This window comes from Rhodoferax sp. (assembly GCF_014859475.1).
Lineage (GTDB): Bacteria > Pseudomonadota > Gammaproteobacteria > Burkholderiales > Burkholderiaceae_C > Rhodoferax.
In genome coordinates this window covers 1-21,116 of record NZ_JACUUE010000020.1, presented here as the reverse complement: position 1 = coordinate 21,116, position 21,116 = coordinate 1, and the positions used below count along the sequence as shown (strand labels likewise).

Genomic DNA, 21,116 nt, shown 5'->3' with positions numbered 1-21,116 from the left:
CACCTTGCCCGCTCGGGCAGGTGTAGGGCTCAAGCCGGAACATTTTCAGGAGATTCTGGCTACAGAGCCAGACATCGGCTTCTTTGAAATCCACGCCGAAAACTACATGGTTCCTGGCGGCCCGTTTCACCATTACCTGACCCGCATCCACGAACGTTATGCGCTGTCAATTCACGGTGTGGGTCTGTCCATTGGTGCTGCTGCGCCGTTGGATGTTGGCCATCTGAATGCGCTGGCTGAATTGCTCAAGCGCTACCAGCCGGAGTCTTTTTCCGAGCACCTGGCCTGGTCAACGCACCGTGATGTGTTCCTGAACGATTTGCTGCCAGTGCCCTACAACATGGCCACTTTGCAGCGGGTGTGTAACCACATTGACCAGGTGCAGGCGCACTTGGGTCGGCGTATGTTGCTGGAAAATCCGGCCACCTATGTTGAATTCGCCGCTTCGACCTGGGACGAAGCAGCTTTCTTGAGCGAGGTACTGCGGCGCACTGACTGCGGGCTGTTGCTGGACGTGAACAACGTATATGTCAGCAGTGTCAATCATCAGCGCGACGCGCACGCCTTCATCCGCGCACTGCCGTTGGCACAAGTGGGCGAAATTCACCTGGCTGGCTTTGCAGAGCAGGTCGATGGCAACAATGACCGATTACTCATTGACAGCCACGGCTCGCCGGTGGCGCAGGCGGTGTGGGACCTCTATGCCTTCGCACTCGGACTGACCGGGCCGGTGGCCACTTTGCTTGAGCGCGACAACGACATTCCAGCCTGGCCAGTTTTGCTGGCAGAGGCGAATGTGGCCAACCAACAGTTGTCTGCTGTGCTTGAGGAGGTCAACGCATGAGCACCCAAACCGCCTTTGCCCAGGCACTTCTGAGCGCCGATCTGCCGTGCCCGACTGGCCTGAGCACCTGGAACGACTCTGACCCGAGCCTGCGTTTTGCGGTGTACCGCAACAACGTCATGGTGTCTTTGATCGACGCACTGGCTGATACTTACCCCGTTGTACAAACCCTGGTGGGGGAAGAATTTTTTCGGGCCATGGCCCGGGTTTTTGCCGGGAATAATCCACCTCGCTCAGCGGTCATGGCCTATTACGGACGCGACTTTGCAGATTTTGTTGCGGCTTTCCCCCCGGCAGCCTCTGTGCCTTATCTTGCCGATGTGGCTCGTCTGGAAATGGCGCGGGTCATGGCCTACCACGCGGCTGACGCCGTGCCAATTCAGCCGCAAGTTTTGCAGGCTGCGTTGACCGACCCTGAGCAGCTTTTGTCATTGCAACTGGTGTTGCATCCGTCGGTGCACGTCATTGAGTCAAGCTTTGCCATTTTTTCTGTGTGGGCTGCGCATCAAGATGCGCAGAGCGCGTTAGCCGTCAATCCGGACGTGGCACAGACTGCGCTGGTGTACCGCGCCGGACTGGATGTTGACACCATGGAAATCAGCGCCGGGGCCGGGATTTTTGTCAACACTTTATTAGCCGAGCAGACCTTGGCCGAAGCCGCGCAAGCCGCGAGCCGCGCTGACCCCGAATTTGATTTGACCAAGGTTTTGGGGCTGCTGCTTCGCTTGCAGATCATCACCCACCTGAAAACCGGAGACACACCATGACCACACACACCGAAAAATTGGCTTCCAGCATGCCCGCTAACGATGGTTTGATCCCCAGCCTGATTCGGCAGTTCATCGGCATCGCCGAGCGCATTCCCAATACCCTGCTGGCTTTTGTGGCACGCTTTTCTATTGCCGCAGTGTTCTGGAAGTCGGGGCAGACCAAGGTGCAAGGGTTTGCCATTGACATCGTCAACGGCGAATTCACCTTGGGTTGGCCGCGCCTGTCGGACTCGGTGGTGGGTTTGTTCAGGGATGAATACAACTTACCCATCATTCCCCCGGAGATTGCTGCCACGATGGCGGCTACCGCAGAACATCTTTTCCCGATTCTGATCCTGTTCGGCTTTGCCACCCGTCTGTCGGCGGTGGCACTGTTGGGCATGACAATGACCATCCAATTGTTTGTTTACCCGGATGCCTATCCCACGCACGGCACGTGGGCCGCCGTGTTGCTGTACCTGATGGTGCACGGGCCGGGCAAACTGTCTGTTGATCACTGGATCGCCCGGCGTTACCAGTAATCATCGCGCCGGGTGTTTAACCCTTAACCGACAACTGCCAGCATGAACACGGTATTGGGTTGGTTGGGCGGTCGATTGGCACGCTTTCTGGCGCGTGAGGTGCATGTTGACTCGGCAGTATCCGCAACGCGACCCGAACGTTTGCTGGCAACCTTGCACCCAGGCGACGTGTTGCTGGTGGAGGGCAATAGCCGGGTCAGTACCGCCATCAAATACCTGACGCAGTCCACCTGGTCTCATGCGGCACTGTATGTTGGCAATGCCCTGGCCGAAGCGGGCAAGAACCCTGAACACTGTTTTGTGGAGGCTGACACCGTAGAAGGTGTTCGCAGTGTTGGCATCGCCGCATTTGCCGGTCTGCATTCACGCATTTGTCGCCCTGTTGGCTTGACCCCTGACGACAGCCTGAAATTGACCGCATTCGCCATCAGCCGCATTGGCAGTCAATACGATTTACGCAATGTGATTGATCTGGCGCGCTACCTGTTTCCCACGCCGCCCGTGCCACTGCGTTTTAGGCGCAACATGTTGGCACTGGGCAGCGGTGATCCGACACGCGCCATTTGTTCGACGCTGATCGCCCAGGCGTTTCAGTCCATTCGCTACCCGATTCTGCCCATCACAAGCGTCCAAAACGACGACAGGCCGGATTGCCCGGACTGCGTCAATGAAATTCTGAGCGTGCGCCATCACAGCTTGTTTGCACCTCGTGACTTTGATGTATCGCCTTATTTTGAGGTCATCAAACCCACCGTAGAAGCCGGATTTGACTACCAAAGCCTGGTTTGGCGTGATGCCAATGAAAAATGAGCGCGTAGCTCAACGGATTTCCACTGCGTGCATACGCTCTGGTACCTCACGCCAGCGTGACAACCTGGCCACAGCTCGGTAGCCCCACCAACCCAAAGACCAGAATCGTTAGACCTAAAGACCGGTTGCAGGTCCGGAGTCAAGCCGTGCGATCTTGGCCGCGCTGTAACTTGCGACGCAGTAGGGCACCAAATAATTCAACGCCATGTGAATCCACGAAACGCCAGTGCCCGCCAGGATGGCGTCGCCCTGGTTCACCAGGTTCAAAATACTGCCCACCACCAAAGCGATGCGCAGTGAGTTTTTCACAATCTTGCCAGAGCAGGCGGCTTGAAAGAGTGTTGCCATCAGTGGCTCGCCTGGCAATAGGCGGAAGTTGCCAATAGCGCCGTGACGGGCATGGCATCCACACTGGCTATGAAGGTCCTTTGGCGCAAATCGTCATCAAAGTCCGGCTCAAGATCGGCAGTACGACCTTGATGCGCTGTCGGGCTGACTTCCAGCCATTGATCACCTCCTTTGATCTCGAACGGCATGCCCTTTCGGCAAGGGCGGTGGCTGGTCATGGCATCAAAGGCGTCGCATACCGCAACAGTTTTGGCGACTTCTGCAATCGACTCGCTGGTCAGGCGCAATGGGTAAATCTTGCCATCAGGGCGCTCAGGGTGCAGCCCAATCGCATCCTTGATGAAATATCCGCCGGTACAGGCGTCTTTGGCTTCCACAAACCAGGCCATTCTGAGCAGGCTGGCCAGCAAACGCCGGGGCGTCGTCTCAACTGAAATTTTTCCTTCGACCACGCCTTGTCGATTGCCAAGCCAATGCCTTGCTTGTGCGAACCAACTCATGTTGTGTCCTCCATCAAATGCGCTGCGAGCTTGGGAGGATTTTCGGAAAACCGGCGGACGAAACCGCGATCAATCCAGTCTTTCCAGCGCCACACCCATTGTCCTTGAGCCGACCACTGCCCCCAGAACGCTGCCGCGTATCTGGGTCCGCAAGACAAGAGGTACAAGGAGCGGCGCTTGGGGTTGTACGGCCGCAACGCCCCGCCATTGATGATCGCCATCAGGTTTTCAGCCGATTTGGTCGAGCACCAGACGGGCACCGGCTGCCTGAACCATTGGACCGAGGTCAACACGACACTGGGCCTGTGTGTAATGTCCCGCAACCCAGCCAGGCAACATGCCTGAATAGTTCTGATATCTTGAAGGCGTGATCAGGACAACATCCAGCCCCGCTGGTCGTGTTTTTGCCAACGCACGAAGGACCGATAGCCGCGCGTGGCCACCACCCACCAGGACAAGTCTCTTGGTCACTGGTTCTTGAGTTTCAGAAACACTTCTTCAGCTGATTCGGTAATCGATGATGACAAAGCCAGCGATTTGTTACACATCACCGACGCAATTGGGCGTTGGCTTCGCCGGGAACACCAAGTGGCCCAACAGCGCCGTGACGTTGTGGCTCTTGCGTATCTATTCGCTCATCCCCAAAGAATGCCGTTACACCCCGGGGAGCGGGGAATTTACCCGCAGTGATCAAAGCTATCTGGCAGGCCCTGTCCCCGCCTAAAATCAGGCGCATGAGTCACCCCGAAAAAACACACAACAAGGCTGCTTCCAGCTTAGCGGCTGCAGATGTCCTCAAACCCAGCAATTTTCTACGCCAGATCATCGAATCTGACCTGGCCAATGGCACCTATGCCAGCCGCAGATGGGGTGGCAGCCCGGGCGATGCAGCGCACCATGCCGCCGGCCAGCCCGACCCCGCCAAAATCCGCACCCGCTTCCCGCCAGAACCCAACGGCTACCTGCACATTGGCCACGCCAAAAGCATCTGCCTGAACTTTGGCCTGGCGCGCGACTATGGCGGCGTGTGCCACCTGCGCTTTGACGACACCAACCCCGAAAAAGAAGACACCGAATACGTCAACAGCATCATCGACGCGGTGAAGTGGCTCGGCTTTGAATGGAACGGCGCCGCCGATGCCGCGCCCTACCAGGCCAGCGACTACTTCGACTTCATGTACCGTGCTGCCGAATGCCTGATCGAAGCCGGCCACGCCTATGTGGACGAGCAAACGCCCGAGCAAATGCGCGTGAACCGCGGCGACTTTGGCAAGCCCGGCATCGACAGCCCGTACCGCAGCCGCACCCCCGCCGATAACTTGGCGCGTTTCAGACAAATGCGCGATGGCCTGTTTGAGGACGGTGCCATGGTGCTGCGCGCCAAAATTGACATGGGGTCACCCAACATCAACATGCGCGACCCGGCCATCTACCGCATCCGCCGCGCCACGCACCACAACACCGGCGACAAGTGGTGCATCTACCCGATGTACACCTTTGCCCACCCGATCGAGGACGCGCTGGAGCAAATCACGCACAGCATCTGCACACTCGAATTCGAAGACCAGCGCCCGTTTTACGACTGGTTGATGGCGCGTTTGATTGAAAGCGGCCTGCTGGCCGACCCACCGCCGCACCAGTACGAATTTGCCCGCCTGAACCTCACCTATGTGATCACCAGCAAGCGCAAGCTGGCGCAACTGGTGTACGACCACAAAGTCAACGGCTGGGACGACCCGCGCATGCCCACAATAGTCGGCTTGCGCCGCCGTGGCTACACCCCTGCAGCTTTGCAACTGTTTGCCGAGCGCATCGGCGTGACCAAGAGCGACAGCTGGATCGACTATCAAACCTTGGAAGGCTGCCTGCGCGAAGACCTGGAACTCAAGGCGCATCGCGGCATGGCCGTGCTGAACCCGGTCAAGCTGGTGCTGACCAACTGGGACGAAGTGATGGGCGCCGGCCATCTGGAGCCCTGCACTCAGCCCGCCCTGCCCCACCCGCCGGAAGGCACCGAGCCACCACCCGCGCGCCACTTCAGCATCGGCAAAGAGGTGTGGATAGACCGCGAAGACTTTGAAGAAGTGCCACCCAAGGGCTACAAGCGCCTGTTCCCTGGCAACAAGGTGCGCCTCAAAGGCGGCTATGTGATCGAATGTACCGGCTGCAATAAAGACGCGAACGGACTGATTACCGAAGTACTGGCCACCGTGGTGCCCGACACCAAGAGCGGCACGCCCGGCAGCGAAACCGTCAAGGTCAAAGCCGCCATCACCTGGGTCGGCGTGGCGGGCGGCGTGAATGCCGAAGTGCGCTTGTACGACCGCCTGTTCCTGGACGCCCAACCCGACGCCGGAGGCAAAGACTTTCTGGAAAGCCTGAACCCGAACAGCCTGAAAGTCATCACGGCCATTGTTGAACCGTCACTGGCGAATGCGCTACCGGGTCAGAACTTTCAGTTTGAGCGGCATGGCTACTTTGTGGCGGATCGGGTGGACCATGTGCAGGGAAGCAAGCCGGTATTTAATCTGGCAGTGGGGTTGCGGGACAGTTGGGGGAAATGATGCCCCGCCCCCAAACCATCCAAATCTTCCTGCCCGCTGGCGACCCACGCGGGATGCGCGTGGCTGAAATCACGACCCGTATCATTCGTGTTATCGAAGTGCCACGCAGCCAACTGGCCGACTTCCTGAAGGTTCCCGAGTCGCAGCAGGTGGGCGTGTATTTTTTGATCGGCGAGTTATCCGAGGTCGGCTTGCCGCGCGTGTACATCGGCCAGTCTGGCAATGTCGGCACACGGCTGGTGCAACACAACCAGAACAAAGACTTTTGGAACCGGGCGTTGGTTGTCATTTCACTCACCAACAGCATGACGCAAACACACACGCTGTTTCTGGAGTGGTTCGCCATCCAACAAGCGGCCCAGGCCGGGCGCTACAACCAGGAAAATGGCAACGCCGGAGCGCGACCACACACGCCCGCGCCATTGGAGGCAGACTGCCACGAGATTTTCGAGACCGCCGCCACCCTTGTCGCCACGTTGGGCCAGCCGATTTTTGAACCGCTGACCGGCTCGCCGCGGCGAGTGGATGGCAAGCCCCAGGCACCGGAGCTGTTTTACTGCAAGGGGCCGCAAGCCAATGGCGTGGGTGAATACACCTCAGAGGGCTTTGTGGTTCACAAAGGCTCGACCGCTCGCATCGGCAACGTGGCATCCATACAAGGCACCTCGCAAGAGCGCTTTCGCCAGCAACTGGTCACGGATGGCGTTCTGGCGCAGAACGGAGAAACCTACGTTTTCACGCGTGACCACCTGTTCACCAGCCCGAGCATGGCTGCCATTGCGGTGATGGGCCGCTCAGCAAACGGCTGGCTGGAGTGGAAGACAGAACAAGGGCAGACTCTGGATGGGGCTATACGACAAGCATTGCCCTTTTCGACCTGACGCTTTGCCTTTCAGGACATGCTTTCTTATCACACGAGAATATGGAAAACATGAAAAAATCAATACAAATCAACGGCTTGTTATCACATGGCAGATACATTAGCCTGCTGCCCGCTACAACCCCCAAAAACAAGCGCAAAGCAAGGGCCGAATGAGCACCCTCAAGAAACGTTCACCCCTGGACCGAGCGCCACCACTGCGCGCGCCAGGGCAATCGCTAACCGAGCAATTTGAGGACGAGTTTTACGACCACATTGTTGCGCCAGGGATGCTTGCGGTGATGATGGTCCTCATGGCCGGGCTGGAGTGGTTTCGCTATATCACGGCTGCCAAGCCCAATCCCGTGATTTACTCGGTCGTGGCTGTCATGGCCGTGGCGTACGCGACTGTCAAGATATGGCGGGCAAAAAAGCGGCTGGCGCAAATCAGGCTTGGGCGCGATGGTGAGCGTGCTGTGGCTGAGCATCTTGAGTGGCTGCGGCGAAAGGATTTCGTGGTGTTTCATGACGTACCTCATGGCGACGCAAATGTGGACCATGTGGTGATAGGCCCCCAGGGTGTGTTCACCATAGAAACCAAAACCCATTCCAAGCCGGTGCGGGGCGAATGCAAGGTAACGGTGACAGCAGGCGAAGTTTTTGCGAATGGGCTTCGCATAGAGCGCAACCCATTGGTACAAGCCAAAGCGCAGGCACGATGGGTGGGGAACTTTCTGCGCGAAAACCAGTTTGATCCCTTTGTCTGGCCAGTGGTGGTTTTTCCAGGCTGGTTTGTGGAGTCATTTGACAATCAAGCCGAAGGCGCTTGGGTGCTAGAGACCAAGGCCCTGGCGAAGTTCATCGACAACGAGCCCGTGCGGCATTCCCTGGACGACGTTAAGGCCATGGCCGCAGCATTGCGTAGTTACGTGCGAGCACAGTCAGTTCAGTAAAAGTGCTCCAATTTTGGTAGCTTTCAGCACATATTAAAAAATGGTTTATGACCAATTTAACCAAAGTTTCTAGTTCTTAGTCCCACCAAAGGCCCTCCGCCGCACATGCAAATGCGTATGTACCGACTCCCCCTCACCCGACTTCACTTCTTTGACCTCAAGATACGCCGCCTGCTGCCGGATCAGTTCGCCCAGCTTGGCAACGCCATAATTGCGCGGGTCAAACGAAGGGTGGCTGCGATTGATCTGCCCGCCCAACGCCGCCAGCGAGGCCCAGCCATCTTCACGCGCAGTAGCGTTCAAAGCATTCAAAAGTATCGGCTTGAGTTTTGGCAACTCGGCCACAGGCTCCTGGCCGGATTTGGTTTCTTCGGGCTCGGTGCGCAAAATCTCGGTGTAAATGAACTTGTCGCAAGCAGCCACAAACGGTTCCGGCGTCTTGCGCTCGCCAAAGCCATAGACCACCAGCCCCGCCTCGCGGATTCGGGTGGCTAGGCGGGTGAAGTCGCTGTCGCTGGACACTAGGCAAAAGCCGTCCACGCTGCCGGTGTGCAGCACGTCCATGGCGTCGATGATCAACGCCGAGTCAGTGGCGTTCTTGCCGCTTGTGTAGGCGAACTGTTGTATGGGCTGGATGGCCATGGTGTGCAGCACTTCTTTCCAGCCTTTTAAGTTCTGCGTTGTCCAGTCGCCATAGGCGCGCTTGATGGTGGCGGTGCCGTACCGTGACACCTCGGCCAGCAGTTCCTGGATGACGGATGCCTGCGCGTTGTCGGCATCAATCAAGACGGCGAGTTTTTGGTTGTCGTTGGTTGCCATTGGGGTCCTCCTTGTTTTGACGCTATCGTACAAGCTTCTTGGGGTATTTTTTCAAACCCCAAATTAGGTACGATCAACCCCAAATTGGGTTTTAATTTCCCAAGCACGTTGCGTTCCGCACCACTGCACCCAACGCCTGATAATCTGCACGATCCTTACATATCTATCAAGGCGAAAGCGCCAGAGTAACCTGGATACGATAGCTTTTGTAGTTAAAAAATAGGCCATCCCATGCCCCTCTCCTGGAACGAAATCAAATCCCGTGCGCTCACCTTCAGCCGCACCTGGTCTGACGCGGCCAATGAAGACAGCCAGGGCAAGCCGTTCTGGATTGATTTTTTCGAGATTTTCGGCATCACCGACAAGCGCGTGGCCACCTTTGAGCATGCCGTCAAAAAGCTGCCTGGCCTCAAAGCCAAGACCGACGGTTTTGTCGATCTGTTCTGGCCCGGCATGTTGCTGGTGGAGCAAAAGTCGCGCGGCAAAAATCTGGATGCGGCGCTCACGCAGGCGCTGTCTTACTTTCCCGGCATCACCGAGCGGGACTTGCCGCAGTTGGTCATCGTCTGTGACTTTGCCCGTTTTCGCGTGCACCGCCTCACCACCGACGAGACCTTTGAATTTGCCCTGAAAGACCTGCACAAACACATCAAGCTGTTCGGCTTTGTGGCGGGTTACAAGGTGCAGACCATCCAGCCGCAAAACCCGGTCAACATCAAGGCCGCCGAGCGCATGGGGCGGCTGCACGATGCGCTCAAGGCCAGTGGTTACAGCGGCCACCCGCTCGAAGTGCTGTTGGTGCGCCTGCTGTTTTGCCTGTTTGCCGACGACACCGGCATTTTTCAGCCGGCGCAGTCGCTGCGCACCTTCATTGAAGAGCGCACCACGGCCGATGGTTCCGACCTGGGTTCGCGCCTGGCGCAGTTGTTTCAGGTGCTCAATACCGACGAGCCCAACCGCAGCCAGGCGCTGGACGAGCAAGTGGCCGCTTTCCCGTATGTGAACGGCAAGCTGTTTTCCGAGCCGCTGCCCATGGCCGACTTCACCGCCGCCATGCGCGAAGCGCTGCTCGATGCCTGCGCGCTCGACTGGTCGTCGATCAGCCCGGCCATTTTTGGCAGCTTGTTTCAGAGCATCATGGACGACAAGGCGCGGCGTAACCTGGGCGCGCATTACACGTCTGAGGAAAACATTCTCAAGCTGATCAAACCGCTGTTTCTGGATGAGCTGTGGGCAGAATTTGCCAAGGTCAAAAACAACAAAAATCGGCTGTTCGAGTTCCACAAAAAGCTGCGCACCCTCACCTTTTTTGACCCGGCGTGTGGCTGTGGAAATTTTTTGGTGATCAGCTACCGCGAGCTGCGTGAGCTTGAATTGGCCGTGCTGCGCGCCAGCATCACCGACGGCCAGATGGCGCTGGACATTCATGGCCTGATCGGCATCAACGTCGATCAGTTTTACGGCATCGAGATCGAGGAGTTTCCGGCCCAGATTGCCCAGGTGGCGCTGTGGCTGATGGACCACCAGATGAACCTGCGGGTGAGTGAGGAATTTGGCCTGTACTTTGCCCGCATTCCGCTGCGCACCTCGCCACACATCGTGCACGGCAATGCGCTACGACTGGACTGGAACGAGGTGATTCCGGCTGAGCGCTGCAGTTTTGTGTTGGGGAATCCGCCGTTTGTAGGCGCCAAGTTCATGGATGATGCCCAACGCGACGACACCCGGTTGGTGTTTTCAGGTGTTGACAACGCGGGCCTGCTGGACTTTGTGGCAGCCTGGTATGTGAAGGCGGTGCATTACCTGCGTGGCGAAACTCCGGCAAGCGCGGCGTGGCCGGCGGGCGCTCATGAACCTTCGGTTTTTAAAATCGCGCCCACCGGCCACGCCGCACTCGCCTCGGGTGAGATGCGTGCGAACATCCGCTGTGCCTTTGTTTCCACCAACAGCATCACACAGGGCGAACAGGTCGGCGTGTTGTGGGGCTGGCTGCTGGCGCAAGGTGTGCACATCCACTTTGCCCATCGCACCTTCAGCTGGAGCAATGAGGCTTCGGGCAAGGCCGCCGTGCATTGCGTCATCATCGGTTTTGGCCTGCAGGATTTTCCGGGCAAGGTGATTTTTGAGTACGACGACATCAAGGGCGAACCGCATGCGGTGGCAGTGAACAATATCAACCCCTATTTGGTCGATGCGCCAGATGTGGTATTGCCGCGGCGCTCCAAACCGATTTGCGATGTGCCAGAAATCAGCATTGGCAACAAACCCATTGACAATGGAAATTACCTGTTCACCACGGAAGAGAAGCTGGCTTTTATCGCCGAAGAACCGGCCAGCGAAAAGTGGTTCCGCCGTTGGCTTGGCTCAATTGAGTTCATCAATGGCTATGAACGCTGGTGCTTGTGGCTGGGCGACTGCCCGCCCGGGGAATTGCGCGCCATGCCGCAAGTGATGAAACGAGTTCAGGCGGTTAAGACTGCCAGGTTAAACAGCAAAAGTCTGCCCACACAAAAGTTGGCTGCAACGCCAACACGTTTTCATGTGGAAAACATGCCGAATGCGCCCTATTTGGTGATGCCCGAGGTTTCTTCAGAGCGTCGGTCATTCATTCCGTTTGGTTTTGAACAGCCGACCACCTTATGCAGCAATCTCGTCAAACTCGCGCCCAACGCAAGCTTATTTCACTTTGGCGTCCTGTCCAGCACCATGCACAACGCGTGGGTACGAGCCACTTGTGGTCGACTCGAAAGCCGCTATCGCTATTCCAAAGACATCGTTTACAACAACTTCCCCTGGCCAGAATTTGTTCCGACGGATAAGTCCATTGCGGCTTTAACGCCGCATCATCCCTCTCAAACCGCTGTCGAAACAGCCGCCCAAACCGTGCTCGACGTGCGCGCCAAATTCCAGGCGGGCGAGCAACCCGCCACGCTGGCCGACTTGTACGACCCGCTCACCATGCCACCCGAGTTGCTCAAGGCGCACCAAAAACTGGACGCAGCCGTTGACAAAGCCTACGAGGCCAGCGGCGGCAAAAAGCACTACAAAAGCGACGCCGAGCGCGTGGCGTTTTTGTTTGAGCTGTACCGGAAATACACCAGCCTGCTGCCCGCTGACAAGCCCAAGTCAAAACGCAAAACCCGGCTCGTCTGACCCATCAAGGAAATCGGTCATCCATCTGACAGCATGACTCTGCTCACCCTCATTTGCATCAACGCCAGCGGGCACAGCGCGGGTATCGCATTGAAGGCAAACCGCTCTCAGCCCCGCCACGAGCCAGGCGCCAGGCCGTCGAGCGAGTAAGGCCCAATGGCAGCCCGAATCAGCCGCAGCGTCGGGTAACCCACCGCTGCGGTCATGCGACGCACCTGGCGGTTGCGCCCCTCCGAGATCACCAATTCAACCCAGCTGGTCGGGATGGACTGGCGAAAGCGCACCGGTGGCTCGCGCGCCCAGAGCGGCTCGGGCTGCGGTATGGCGCGCGCACGGGCTGGCCGGGTGGGGCCATCGTTCAATTGAACCCCCTGGCGCAACGACGCCAGTGCGGCTTCGTCTGGCACGCCTTCCACCTGCACCCAATAGGTTTTTTCCATTTTGTGGCGCGGGTCGCTGATGCGGGCTTGCAGCTTGCCGTCATTGGTGAGCAGCAGCAGGCCTTCGCTGTCCGCGTCGAGTCGCCCGGCCACATAGACGCCGGGGATGTCGATGAAGTCCTTGAGCCCGCGCCAGCGTCCTTCGGCTGTGAACTGGCTCAAGACACCATAGGGTTTGTTGAAGCAAATCAGGCGGGAAGCAGCCGAAAAATCCACAGCGTGCAACACCGCACTAGATGTGTTCACGCATCTTTACCGACGTCAAAACGCCTCCAGCGCCAATTCCGTAACGCAGGCTGCCCCCTCCACGATGCTGTCACGCAAGCCGGGGGCCTTGGTCAGCAGGTGGTCGGCATAAAAGCGTGCGGTGATAACCTTGGCCTGCATGAACGCGCTGTCCTGCCCTTTAGCCAGTTGTTCTTGCGCCACCAGCAAGGCACGCGCCAGTTGCCAGCCTGCCATCAGGTTGCCCGCGAGCATCAGGTAGGGCACGCTGCCGGCAAACACATCGTTGGGCTGCGTCTTGGTGTTGTCTGCCACAAACGTCACCACGTCGAGGAAAGCCAGTCGCGCCGCCTTGAGACGTTTGGCCACGACCTGGGCATCGTCGCTGCCGCTTTGCAGCAGCTCGAATTCGGTGGCTTCGATCTGCGCGGCAATGCCTTTGGCAGTCTGGCCACCGTCGCGCGCGGTCTTGCGCCCCACCAGGTCGTTGGCCTGGATGGCGGTAGTGCCTTCGTAAATGGTCAGTATCTTGGCGTCGCGGTAATACTGGGCGCAGCCGGTTTCTTCAATGAAGCCCATGCCGCCGTGGACCTGCACACCCAGGCTGGTCACCTCCAGGCTCATCTCGGTGCTGTAACCCTTGATCAGCGGCACCATGAATTCGTAGAACGCCTGGTTTTGCTTACGCGTGTCGGCGTCTTGGTGGTGGTGCGCCGCGTCATAGGCGGCAGCCGCCACGCTGGAAAGCGCCCGGCAGCCCTCGGTGTAGGCGCGCATGGTCATGAGCATGCGTTTCACATCGGGGTGGTGGATGATGGGGCCGGCCGCTGGCAGCGAGCCGTCAACCGGGCGGCTTTGGATGCGCTCTTTGGCAAACTCCACCGCCTTTTGGTAGGCGGTCTCGGCAATGGCGATGCCCTGCACACCGACGCCGTAGCGGGCGGCGTTCATCATGATGAACATGTACTCCAGGCCACGGTTTTCCTGGCCGACCAAGTAACCCACAGCGCCGCCGTTATCGCCAAACTGCAGCACCGCCGTGGGGCTTGCCTTGATGCCCATCTTGTGTTCGATGGAAACACAATGCACATCGTTGCGCGCACCCAGTGAGCCGTCGGCATTGACCAGAAACTTGGGCACCACGAACAGGCTGATGCCTTTCACGCCCTCGGGTGCGCCATTCACGCGGGCCAGCACCAGGTGGATGATGTTGTCGGCCATGTCGTGCTCACCCCAGGTGATGTAGATCTTGGTGCCCGCCACCTTGTAGCTGCCGTCAGCCTGCGGCTCGGCCCTGGTGCGCACAGCGGCCAAGTCTGAGCCGGCTTGCGGCTCGGTCAGGTTCATGGTGCCGGTCCACTCGCCGCTGACGAGTTTTTCCAGGTAGATGGCGTTGAGCTCGGGGGAACCTGCGGTGAGCAGCGCCTCGATGGCACCGTCGGTGAGCAGCGGGCACAGGGAAAAGCTCATGTTGGCCGAGTTCTGCATTTCACCCACGGCGGAGCCGATGGTCTTGGGCAGGCCCTGGCCGCCGAAGTCGGCGGGGTGTTGCAGGCCCTGCCAACCGGCCTCAGTGTATTGTTTGAAGGCTTCCTTGAACCCCGGGGCTGCGGTGACCACGCCGTCTTTCCAGGTGGACGGATTTTTGTCGCCCTCCCAGTTCAGGGGCGCGAGCACACCTTCGCAGAATTTGGCAGCTTCTTCGAGCACCGCTTGCGCGGTCTCGAGGCCGGCATCTTCCATGCCGGGTAATTGGGCAATCTGGTCAATGCCAGCCAGATGCTCGATGTTGAAGAGCATGTCTTTGAGGGGGGCGGTGTAACTCATGGGAAGTCTCCAGGGATTTCAAAAAAATGTACGCATGAACGCTTCTTCAAGCGAAGTTCGTCATTGCGAGCCGGCCGCTAATCTTCTTAAAGCGCGGCCGTCAACTCCGGCACAGCCACGAACAGGTCGGCTTCCAGCCCATAGTCGGCCACGCTGAAGATCGGTGCCTCGGGGTCTTTGTTGATGGCCACGATCACCTTGCTGTCTTTCATGCCGGCCAGGTGCTGGATGGCACCGCTGATACCCACCGCGATGTAAAGCTGCGGTGCCACGATCTTGCCGGTCTGGCCCACTTGCAGGTCGTTGGCAGCGTAACCGGCATCCACGGCAGCGCGGCTGGCGCCAATGGCCGCACCGAGCTTGTCGGCCAGCGGGGTCAGCAGTTCATCGAACTTTTCTTGCGAGCCCAGGGCGCGGCCACCGCTGAGAATCACCTTGGCTGCCGTGAGCTCCGGGCGGTCGTTTTTGGCAATCTCGGAGCCGAGGTAAGTGGTATTGCCGGGCACGGCCTGCGCTGGCGCCGACTCAATGGCGGCCGCGCCACCCAGGGCAGCAGCGTCAAAACCGGTGGTGCGCACGGTGAGCACCTTGATGGCATCCGTGCTTTGCACGGTGGCGATGGCGTTGCCGGCGTAGATGGGACGCTCGAAGGTGTCGGGGCTGATGACTTTGGTGACGTCCGACAGTTGGCCAACGTCAAGCTTGGCGGCCACGCGTGGCGCCACGTTTTTGCCCGCAGCGGTGGCGGGAAACAGCAGGTGGCTGTAGCCGGCGGCCAGAGCGACGATTTGTGCCGTGAGGTTTTCTGCCAGGCCGTGCGCCAGCGCTTCGGTGTCGATGTGCAGCACTTTGCTGACTCCGGCGATTTGGGCTGCGTCTGCCGCAGCAGGGCCAGCGTTGTGGCCGGCAACCAGCACGTGCACGTCGCCACCGCATTGGCTTGCTGCGGTGACGGTATTGAGGGTGGCGGGCTTGAGGCTGGCGTTGTCGTGTTCGGCAATAACGAGGGTGGTCATGGGGTTTCCTTCAATGAGTTAACGGAGACATCGTCATTGCGAGGAGCGGAGCGACGTGGCAATCCAGGACTTCAGACGGCATGGACTGCCGCGCTGCGCTCGCAGTGACGGGGACACTGTTTCAGATGACTTTGGCTTCTGTCTTGAGTTTGGCCACCAGGGTGGCAACGTCGGGCACCTTGACACCGGCGCTGCGCTTGGGCGGTTCGTTGACTTTGAGGGTCTTGATGCGCGGGCTCACATCAACACCGAGGTCTTCGGGCTTGAGCACTTCCATGGGCTTTTTCTTGGCCTTCATGATGTTGGGCAGGGTGACGTAGCGCGGCTCGTTCAGGCGCAAATCCGCAGTGACCACCGCCGGCAGGGTGACGCTCAGGGTCTCGGTACCGCCGTCAATTTCGCGCGAGACGGTGGCTTTGCCGTCAGCAACTTCCACCTTGCTGGCAAAGGCCACTTGCGGCAGGTCGGCCAACGCCGCCAACATTTGCCCGGTCTGGTTGCAGTCGTCGTCGATGGCTTGTTTGCCCAGGATGATGAGGCCGGGTTGTTCCCTGTCCACCAGGGCCTTGAGCAGTTTGGCCACAGCCAAAGGTTGCAGCTCTTCAGTGGTTTCGACCAGAATGGCGCGGTCGGCGCCGATGGCCATGGCGGTGCGCAGGGTTTCCTGGCACTGTGTGACACCACAGGAGACCGCGATGATCTCGGTGGCCACACCCTTTTCTTTCAGGCGCACCGCCTCCTCGATGGCGATCTCGTCAAACGGGTTCATGCTCATTTTGACGTTGGCGGTATCGACTGCCGTGTTGTCCGACTTCACGCGGACCTTCACGTTGTAGTCCACCACACGCTTGACTGCGACCAGGATTTTCATTGTCATGACTCCAGATGGTTAATAAATAGGCAACTTTTGCACCGCGCCAACATCAATCTGCTTGACGTGCACGTCAACTCGAGCATTCTATGCGGCCGCCACGGCCAGCATGGTCGTTGCAACGACATTCTTCAAAAAACTCAAAATAGAACGATCGTGCTTTTATTATAAGCACGGTTCCATCACCGACCTCACAGGGTGCGCTGGTGAATGACGCGCTGCGGGAACGGAATTTCAACCTGATGTGCGCGCAGCAAGCGCAAAATCTCGAAATTGATGCTCGAACGCAAATTGTTGAATCCATTTTCGGGGTCGCCAATCCAGTAGCCCAGTCTGAACTCAAGGCCGTCAGCGCCGAAGGCCATCAAGGTCACCGCAGGCGCAGGCTCCTGGAGCACCCGCGGCTGGCTTTGTGCCGCTTGCAACAGCAGGCGGGTCACCAGATCGACATCGCTATCGTAGGCCACAGAGACATCGGTGGACTGCCAAAGTCTGGCATCGGCCAGTGTCAGATTTTCGACCCGGCTGGTGATGAGCATCTCGTTGGGCACGATGGCTTCGCGCCCGCCGAGCGAGCGGACCACGGTGTAGCGGGCATTGATCTCGGTGATGATGCCATCGAAACCGTCCACCCGTACGTTGTCGCCGATGCGCATGCTGCGCTCTGCCAGAATAACGAAGCCCGACACGTAATTGGCGGCCAGCTTTTGCAGACCAAAGCCAATACCCACGCCAATGGCACCGCCCAGCACCGACAGCGCTGTCAGATCGATGCCCACGGCCGACAGTGCCATGAGCAAGCCCACGAACATCAGCAGCGCACGCGCCGCATTGCTCACCGCCTTGCGCAGACTCAGTTCACCGCCGGTGGCCTTGCGCAGCAATTTGGCCTCGATGGCAGAGGAAATCCACAGGGTGATAATCAGCACCAGCCCGGCCGTCAAGCTGCCTTCGATCATCTTGCGCACCGACAAGGTGGAGCCACCCATGGTCCAGCTGATCTGGTCAAGTTCGTCCATCAGCAACGGCAGCAAGCCGCTCACCCACAACACCATGGCAGCCCAGGCGATCCAGGAAATGCTGCGCTCCAGCAGGCGGATCGCGGGGGTTTCGTTGAAGGCAGCCTGCAGCACCTTGACGCCGAGCCGGATCACCAGCAAGGCAATCAGGATGGGAATGGCCAGCTTGAACAGCGCCAGCGGCATGCTTTGCGCGAGCAGTGTGCGTGCCGCATAAGCCAGGCACAGCAGCAGTGCCGGAAACAGCACACCATCGACAATACGCCGCCCGAACATGATGCTCTTGTGCTCACGCGCAGCAAAGGGTCTTGACACCAGCCGGGCCAGTTGCCAGGCCAGCAACACACAGACCGCAAGGGCGCCTAATTCGACCAGCACGCTGGTCTGGCTCAAGGCCGCCAGCCAGTGCTCCAGATCGGCAATCGCCGGTTCAGACATTCGCCAGAACCCGAATGTGCGCCTCAACACTGCGCGACAGTGCGCTCATGACATAGCCGCCCTCCAGGCAACTCACAATGCGACCCTTGGCATGGCGATTTGCCACATCAACGATGCGGCTGGTGATCCAGGCGTAGTCCTGCTCGACCAGCCCGAGTTGACCCATGTCGTCTTCACGGTGCGCATCGAAGCCGGCGCTGATGAAGATCATCTCGGGCTTGAACGCTTCCAGCCGGGGTATCCAGGCGGCCTCGATCATCTCGCGAATGTCCATGCCCTTGGTGTAGGCCGGCACCGGCAGGTTGACCAGGTTGCTGGCACCCGAGTGCTTCCAGTCCATCGGATAAAACGGGTGTTGGTAAAAGCTCACCATCAGGATGCGGTCGTCACCGGCCACAATATCTTCGGTGCCGTTGCCATGGTGCACGTCAAAATCGACAACAGCCACGCGCTCCAGGTTGTGCCGCTCCAGCGCGTATTTGGCGGCAACGGCCACGTTGTTGAAAAAGCAAAAACCCATGGCCTGATTGTGGGTGGCATGGTGGCCCGGCGGCCGCACCGCACAAAACGCCGTTTTCATTTCGCCCGCCATCACCGCGTCGGTGGCGTCAATGGCAGCGCCGACCGCGTTCAGTGCCGCCTCCCAGGTGTGCATGTTGATGCTGGTGTCGGGATCGATCTGCAGGCGGTCGTGGCCGCCGGCGGCAATCTGCTCCTGTAATTCGGCGTTCAGACCGCGAATGGCGGCCACGTACATGCGGTCGTGCGCCAGCTCAATGTCTGACACCGCAGCGGCAGTCGCCGTGCGCCGGTCCAGCGCCACATCCAGCCCTGAGATCAGCAGACGGTCGTCAATGGCATCAAGCCGCTCCGGGCACTCGGGGTGGCCCGGCATCATTTCGTGCTTGCGGCAGCTTGGGTGAGTAAAGTATCCGGTCATCGTCATTTCAACAGTCTCCTCTGAAATTTTTTGCTATGGTGCAGGCCATGGACATACAACTCAAAGTTAAATCTCTTGTCGATCAGCTTAACACGGTCATATACGGAAAACCTGACCAAACGCAAGATTGCGTGGCCTGCTTGCTGGCCGGCGGGCACCTGCTGATCGAAGACGTGCCCGGCGTCGGCAAGACCACGCTGGCGCACGCGCTGGCACGCACCTTTGGCTTGCAATTTTCCCGGGTGCAATTTACCTCAGACCTGATGCCCAGCGATTTGTCGGGTGTATCCATTTATGACCGCGGCCTGGCGCAATTCACCTTTCACCCCGGCCCGCTGTTTGCCCAGGTGCTGCTGGCCGACGAAATCAACCGCGCCAGCCCCAAAACGCAGAGCGCGCTGCTGGAGGCCATGGAAGAAAAACAGGTCACCATTGAAGGCGAAACGCGCCCCCTACCCTCACCGTTTTTTGTCATTGCCACGCAAAACCCGCATGACCAGCTGGGCACCTACTTGCTGCCCGAGTCGCAACTGGACCGCTTCCTGATGCGCATCTCGCTGGGCTACCCTGATCGCCTGGCCGAGCGCGAATTGCTGATGGGGCGCGACCGGCGCGAGCTGGTCGAGGCGCTGCCCAGCCTGCTGACGGCACCAGAGCTGCAGACCCTGCAGGCCCAGGTGCTGGCGGTGCACGCCGCTGCGCCGCTGTTGGACTATGTGCAAGACCTGATCCAGGCCACCCGCTCTGGCCAGTGGTTTGTGCAGGGCTTGAGTCCGCGCGCAGGCATTGCAATGTTGCGCGCCGCCAAAGCCCGCGCCCTGTTGAATGGTCGCAGTTATGCGGCCCCGGACGACGTGCAGGCCATCCTGCCGCAAACCATTGCCCACCGGCTGCTGCCGCTGGGCCAGGCCGGGCGTGGCGCCAGCGAACAGGTGCGCGCCATGCTCGACGCGGTGCCGCTGCCTTGACCCCGACGGCCACTCTACCCGCGGCAAACAATCTGCTGCACCCGTGGCGTCACCCGCTAGCCAGTGTGCGCGCGCGCGTGGCGCGCTGGTGGCAAAGTCGGCTGCCACTTGCCGACAGCATCACCCTGACCCAGCGCAACGTGTACATCATGCCCACCCGCGCCGGCCTGATGCTGGGCGTGACGCTGCTGGTGCTGCTGATAGCCGCCATCAACTACCAGCTCAACCTGGGCTATTTGCTCACCTTCTTGCTGGCCGGCAGCGCGCTGGTGGGCATGCATGTGGGCCACGGCACGCTGCGCGGGCTCACGCTCAATCTGACCGCGCCCGAGGCCATCCATCTCGGCAGCAAAGCGGTTTTTTCAATCCACCTGCACAACGCCCGCAAGCGCACCCGCTATGGCATTGGCCTAGCCGTGCTGGGTGCCGGGCAGTGGGCCTGGACCGACGTGGCCGGCCAGGCCAGCGCCACGGTGCAACTGGCCTTCCGCCCTGAGCGGCGTGGCCGCCACCGGCTGCCCACCTTGACCGCCGAAACACGCTTTCCGCTGGGCACGTTTCGGGTCTGGACGTTGTGGCGCCCGGCCGCCCAGGTGCTGGTTTATCCGGCACCCGAAGTACCGGCAGCGCCGCTGCCAGAGGGCCAGGCCCACGAGGGCAGCGCCCACGCCAGCGCCATCAGCGTGCAGGGCGAGCCCGATGGCCTGCGCGCCTACCGCCGCGGCGATGCGCTAAAAACCATCGTCTGGAAAAAAGCCGCCAAAACCGGCGAACTGGTGAGCCGCGACCGCCAGACCCTGCAGCAGCAAACGCTGTGGCTGGACCAGCAGCACACCGGCCTGGCTCAGCCCGAGGCGCAGCTCAGCCGCCTGTGCGCCTGGGTGCTGCAGGCCGAGCAACTCGGGCTGATTTATGGCTTGCACCTGAAAAACCACGACATCGCCCCGGGCAGCGGCCCCGCCCACCAGCAGCGCTGTCTGCAAGCCCTGGCGCTGGCATGAAGCTTGCCATTAACACGCCCGACATTGCGCAATTGCCCGTCATTGCGAACGCAGTGAAGCAATCCACGCCCCCGGACTACATGGACTGCCGCGCTATGCTTTCCATGAACAGTCCCGTCATTGCGAACGCAGTGAAGCAATCCATGTCCCCGGACTGCCTGGACTGCCGCGCTACGCTTTCCATGAACACCCCCGTCATTGCGAACGCAGTGACGCAATCCATGACCCCG

21 protein-coding genes are annotated in these 21,116 nt (G+C 59.5%); 11 read left to right on the top strand and 10 right to left on the bottom strand.

Annotation, left to right across the window (positions count from 1 at the left end; translation table 11 throughout):
* The first annotated feature begins 4 nt into the window (after positions 1 to 4).
* From IBX54_RS03440 to IBX54_RS03425, 4 genes are read left to right on the top strand one after another with little or no spacing between them, the layout of a single operon-like run.
* Entirely contained in the window at positions 5 to 844 is an 840-nt protein-coding gene (locus IBX54_RS03440) for a DUF692 domain-containing protein (protein WP_296541262.1), read from the top strand.
* The gene (locus IBX54_RS03435; RefSeq protein WP_296541261.1) at positions 841 to 1,611 is read left to right on the top strand and encodes a DUF2063 domain-containing protein; all 771 of its coding nucleotides are present in this window, start codon (positions 841 to 843) and stop codon (positions 1,609 to 1,611) included. Before IBX54_RS03440 ends, IBX54_RS03435 begins: the two co-directional genes overlap by 4 nt.
* Positions 1,612 to 1,640: 29 nt before the next feature.
* Positions 1,641 to 2,135 (top strand): DoxX family protein, encoded by a 495-nt coding sequence (locus IBX54_RS03430; RefSeq protein ID WP_296541275.1) that lies wholly within the window; start codon positions 1,641 to 1,643, stop codon positions 2,133 to 2,135.
* A 42-nt stretch (positions 2,136 to 2,177) separates the two neighbouring features.
* Positions 2,178 to 2,945 (top strand): YiiX/YebB-like N1pC/P60 family cysteine hydrolase, encoded by a 768-nt coding sequence (locus tag IBX54_RS03425; RefSeq protein WP_296541260.1) that lies wholly within the window; start codon positions 2,178 to 2,180, stop codon positions 2,943 to 2,945.
* A 114-nt stretch (positions 2,946 to 3,059) separates the two neighbouring features.
* Here the strand turns inward: IBX54_RS03425 and nrtS are convergent, their stop codons facing one another.
* The 3 genes from nrtS to IBX54_RS03410 are packed head-to-tail and all read right to left on the bottom strand — an operon-like array spanning position 3,060 to position 4,086.
* Positions 3,060 to 3,293, bottom strand: a complete 234-nt coding sequence (gene nrtS, locus IBX54_RS03420; RefSeq protein ID WP_296541259.1) for a nitrate/nitrite transporter NrtS — start codon at positions 3,291 to 3,293, stop codon at positions 3,060 to 3,062.
* Positions 3,293 to 3,793, bottom strand: coding sequence for a hypothetical protein (locus IBX54_RS03415; RefSeq protein ID WP_296541258.1), 501 nt, complete (start codon positions 3,791 to 3,793; stop codon positions 3,293 to 3,295). The genes nrtS and IBX54_RS03415 overlap by 1 nt, the downstream gene beginning before the upstream one ends.
* The gene (locus tag IBX54_RS03410; protein WP_296541257.1) at positions 3,790 to 4,086 is read right to left on the bottom strand and encodes a hypothetical protein; all 297 of its coding nucleotides are present in this window, start codon (positions 4,084 to 4,086) and stop codon (positions 3,790 to 3,792) included. The genes IBX54_RS03415 and IBX54_RS03410 overlap by 4 nt, the downstream gene beginning before the upstream one ends.
* A 441-nt stretch (positions 4,087 to 4,527) precedes the next feature.
* Between IBX54_RS03410 and IBX54_RS03405 the strand changes: the two genes are divergently transcribed.
* From IBX54_RS03405 to IBX54_RS03395, 3 genes are all read left to right on the top strand, one after another.
* Positions 4,528 to 6,357 carry a glutamine--tRNA ligase/YqeY domain fusion protein gene (locus IBX54_RS03405; protein WP_296541256.1) on the top strand — a complete coding sequence of 610 codons (1,830 nt, stop codon included), beginning with the start codon at positions 4,528 to 4,530 and terminating at the stop codon, positions 6,355 to 6,357.
* A gap of 53 nt (positions 6,358 to 6,410) precedes the next feature.
* Complete coding sequence (locus IBX54_RS03400) at positions 6,411 to 7,238, top strand: GIY-YIG nuclease family protein (RefSeq protein WP_296541274.1); 828 nt, start codon at positions 6,411 to 6,413, stop codon at positions 7,236 to 7,238.
* A 151-nt stretch (positions 7,239 to 7,389) separates the two neighbouring features.
* Positions 7,390 to 8,169 (top strand): nuclease-related domain-containing protein, encoded by a 780-nt coding sequence (locus tag IBX54_RS03395; RefSeq protein ID WP_296541255.1) that lies wholly within the window; start codon positions 7,390 to 7,392, stop codon positions 8,167 to 8,169.
* Between the two features lie 69 nt (positions 8,170 to 8,238).
* On the opposite strand, the gene IBX54_RS03390 is transcribed toward IBX54_RS03395, so the two are convergent.
* The gene (locus IBX54_RS03390) at positions 8,239 to 8,988 is read right to left on the bottom strand and encodes an NYN domain-containing protein (protein WP_296541254.1); all 750 of its coding nucleotides are present in this window, start codon (positions 8,986 to 8,988) and stop codon (positions 8,239 to 8,241) included.
* A gap of 231 nt (positions 8,989 to 9,219) precedes the next feature.
* Here IBX54_RS03390 and IBX54_RS03385 point away from each other — a divergent pair, with 231 nt between their 5' ends.
* The gene (locus IBX54_RS03385) at positions 9,220 to 12,141 is read left to right on the top strand and encodes a DNA methyltransferase (protein WP_296541253.1); all 2,922 of its coding nucleotides are present in this window, start codon (positions 9,220 to 9,222) and stop codon (positions 12,139 to 12,141) included.
* A 107-nt stretch (positions 12,142 to 12,248) separates the two neighbouring features.
* Here IBX54_RS03385 and IBX54_RS03380 read toward each other — a convergent pair whose 3' ends face one another.
* From IBX54_RS03380 to IBX54_RS03355, 6 genes are all read right to left on the bottom strand, one after another.
* A complete protein-coding gene (locus IBX54_RS03380) occupies positions 12,249 to 12,827 on the bottom strand; it encodes an rRNA large subunit pseudouridine synthase E (RefSeq protein ID WP_296541252.1) in 579 nt (192 codons plus the stop codon).
* A 15-nt stretch (positions 12,828 to 12,842) separates the two neighbouring features.
* Positions 12,843 to 14,633 (bottom strand): acyl-CoA dehydrogenase, encoded by a 1,791-nt coding sequence (locus tag IBX54_RS03375; RefSeq protein WP_296541251.1) that lies wholly within the window; start codon positions 14,631 to 14,633, stop codon positions 12,843 to 12,845.
* Between the two features lie 86 nt (positions 14,634 to 14,719).
* The gene (locus IBX54_RS03370; protein ID WP_296541249.1) at positions 14,720 to 15,649 is read right to left on the bottom strand and encodes an FAD-binding protein; all 930 of its coding nucleotides are present in this window, start codon (positions 15,647 to 15,649) and stop codon (positions 14,720 to 14,722) included.
* Positions 15,650 to 15,770: 121 nt separating this feature from the next.
* Positions 15,771 to 16,520 (bottom strand): electron transfer flavoprotein subunit beta/FixA family protein, encoded by a 750-nt coding sequence (locus tag IBX54_RS03365; RefSeq protein WP_296541248.1) that lies wholly within the window; start codon positions 16,518 to 16,520, stop codon positions 15,771 to 15,773.
* Between the two features lie 191 nt (positions 16,521 to 16,711).
* Complete coding sequence (locus IBX54_RS03360; RefSeq protein WP_296541247.1) at positions 16,712 to 17,977, bottom strand: mechanosensitive ion channel domain-containing protein; 1,266 nt, start codon at positions 17,975 to 17,977, stop codon at positions 16,712 to 16,714.
* Positions 17,970 to 18,923: a histone deacetylase family protein gene (locus IBX54_RS03355; protein ID WP_296541246.1), complete on the bottom strand. Its 954-nt coding sequence runs from the start codon at positions 18,921 to 18,923 to the stop codon at positions 17,970 to 17,972. Before IBX54_RS03355 ends, IBX54_RS03360 begins: the two co-directional genes overlap by 8 nt.
* A 41-nt stretch (positions 18,924 to 18,964) precedes the next feature.
* On the opposite strand from IBX54_RS03355, the gene IBX54_RS03350 reads away from it, so the two are divergent.
* From IBX54_RS03350 to IBX54_RS03340, 3 genes are all read left to right on the top strand, one after another.
* Positions 18,965 to 19,885, top strand: coding sequence for a MoxR family ATPase (locus IBX54_RS03350; protein ID WP_296541245.1), 921 nt, complete (start codon positions 18,965 to 18,967; stop codon positions 19,883 to 19,885).
* Complete coding sequence (locus IBX54_RS03345) at positions 19,882 to 20,886, top strand: DUF58 domain-containing protein (RefSeq protein ID WP_296541244.1); 1,005 nt, start codon at positions 19,882 to 19,884, stop codon at positions 20,884 to 20,886. The genes IBX54_RS03350 and IBX54_RS03345 overlap by 4 nt, the downstream gene beginning before the upstream one ends.
* On the top strand, positions 20,883 to 21,116 hold a 234-nt coding region (locus tag IBX54_RS03340; protein WP_296541243.1), incomplete at its 3' end, for a hypothetical protein. The genes IBX54_RS03345 and IBX54_RS03340, both read left to right, overlap by 4 nt.

Excerpts from the sequence above, each read along its gene's own strand:
- IBX54_RS03435 (WP_296541261.1), top strand. The coding sequence starts at position 841 with ATGAGCACCCAAACCGCCTTTGCCCAGGCACTTCTGAGCGCCGATCTG.
- IBX54_RS03430 (WP_296541275.1), top strand. The coding sequence starts at position 1,641 with ATGCCCGCTAACGATGGTTTGATCCCCAGCCTGATTCGGCAGTTCATC.
- IBX54_RS03425 (WP_296541260.1), top strand. The coding sequence starts at position 2,178 with ATGAACACGGTATTGGGTTGGTTGGGCGGTCGATTGGCACGCTTTCTG.
- nrtS (WP_296541259.1), bottom strand. The coding sequence starts at position 3,293 with ATGGCAACACTCTTTCAAGCCGCCTGCTCTGGCAAGATTGTGAAAAAC.
- IBX54_RS03415 (WP_296541258.1), bottom strand. The coding sequence starts at position 3,793 with ATGAGTTGGTTCGCACAAGCAAGGCATTGGCTTGGCAATCGACAAGGC.
- IBX54_RS03405 (WP_296541256.1), top strand. The coding sequence starts at position 4,528 with ATGAGTCACCCCGAAAAAACACACAACAAGGCTGCTTCCAGCTTAGCG.
- IBX54_RS03400 (WP_296541274.1), top strand. The coding sequence starts at position 6,411 with ATGCGCGTGGCTGAAATCACGACCCGTATCATTCGTGTTATCGAAGTG.
- IBX54_RS03395 (WP_296541255.1), top strand. The coding sequence starts at position 7,390 with ATGAGCACCCTCAAGAAACGTTCACCCCTGGACCGAGCGCCACCACTG.
- IBX54_RS03390 (WP_296541254.1), bottom strand. The coding sequence starts at position 8,988 with ATGGCAACCAACGACAACCAAAAACTCGCCGTCTTGATTGATGCCGAC.
- IBX54_RS03385 (WP_296541253.1), top strand. The coding sequence starts at position 9,220 with ATGCCCCTCTCCTGGAACGAAATCAAATCCCGTGCGCTCACCTTCAGC.
- IBX54_RS03375 (WP_296541251.1), bottom strand. The coding sequence starts at position 14,633 with ATGAGTTACACCGCCCCCCTCAAAGACATGCTCTTCAACATCGAGCAT.
- IBX54_RS03370 (WP_296541249.1), bottom strand. The coding sequence starts at position 15,649 with ATGACCACCCTCGTTATTGCCGAACACGACAACGCCAGCCTCAAGCCC.
- IBX54_RS03365 (WP_296541248.1), bottom strand. The coding sequence starts at position 16,520 with ATGAAAATCCTGGTCGCAGTCAAGCGTGTGGTGGACTACAACGTGAAG.
- IBX54_RS03360 (WP_296541247.1), bottom strand. The coding sequence starts at position 17,977 with ATGTCTGAACCGGCGATTGCCGATCTGGAGCACTGGCTGGCGGCCTTG.
- IBX54_RS03355 (WP_296541246.1), bottom strand. The coding sequence starts at position 18,923 with ATGACGATGACCGGATACTTTACTCACCCAAGCTGCCGCAAGCACGAA.
- IBX54_RS03350 (WP_296541245.1), top strand. The coding sequence starts at position 18,965 with ATGGACATACAACTCAAAGTTAAATCTCTTGTCGATCAGCTTAACACG.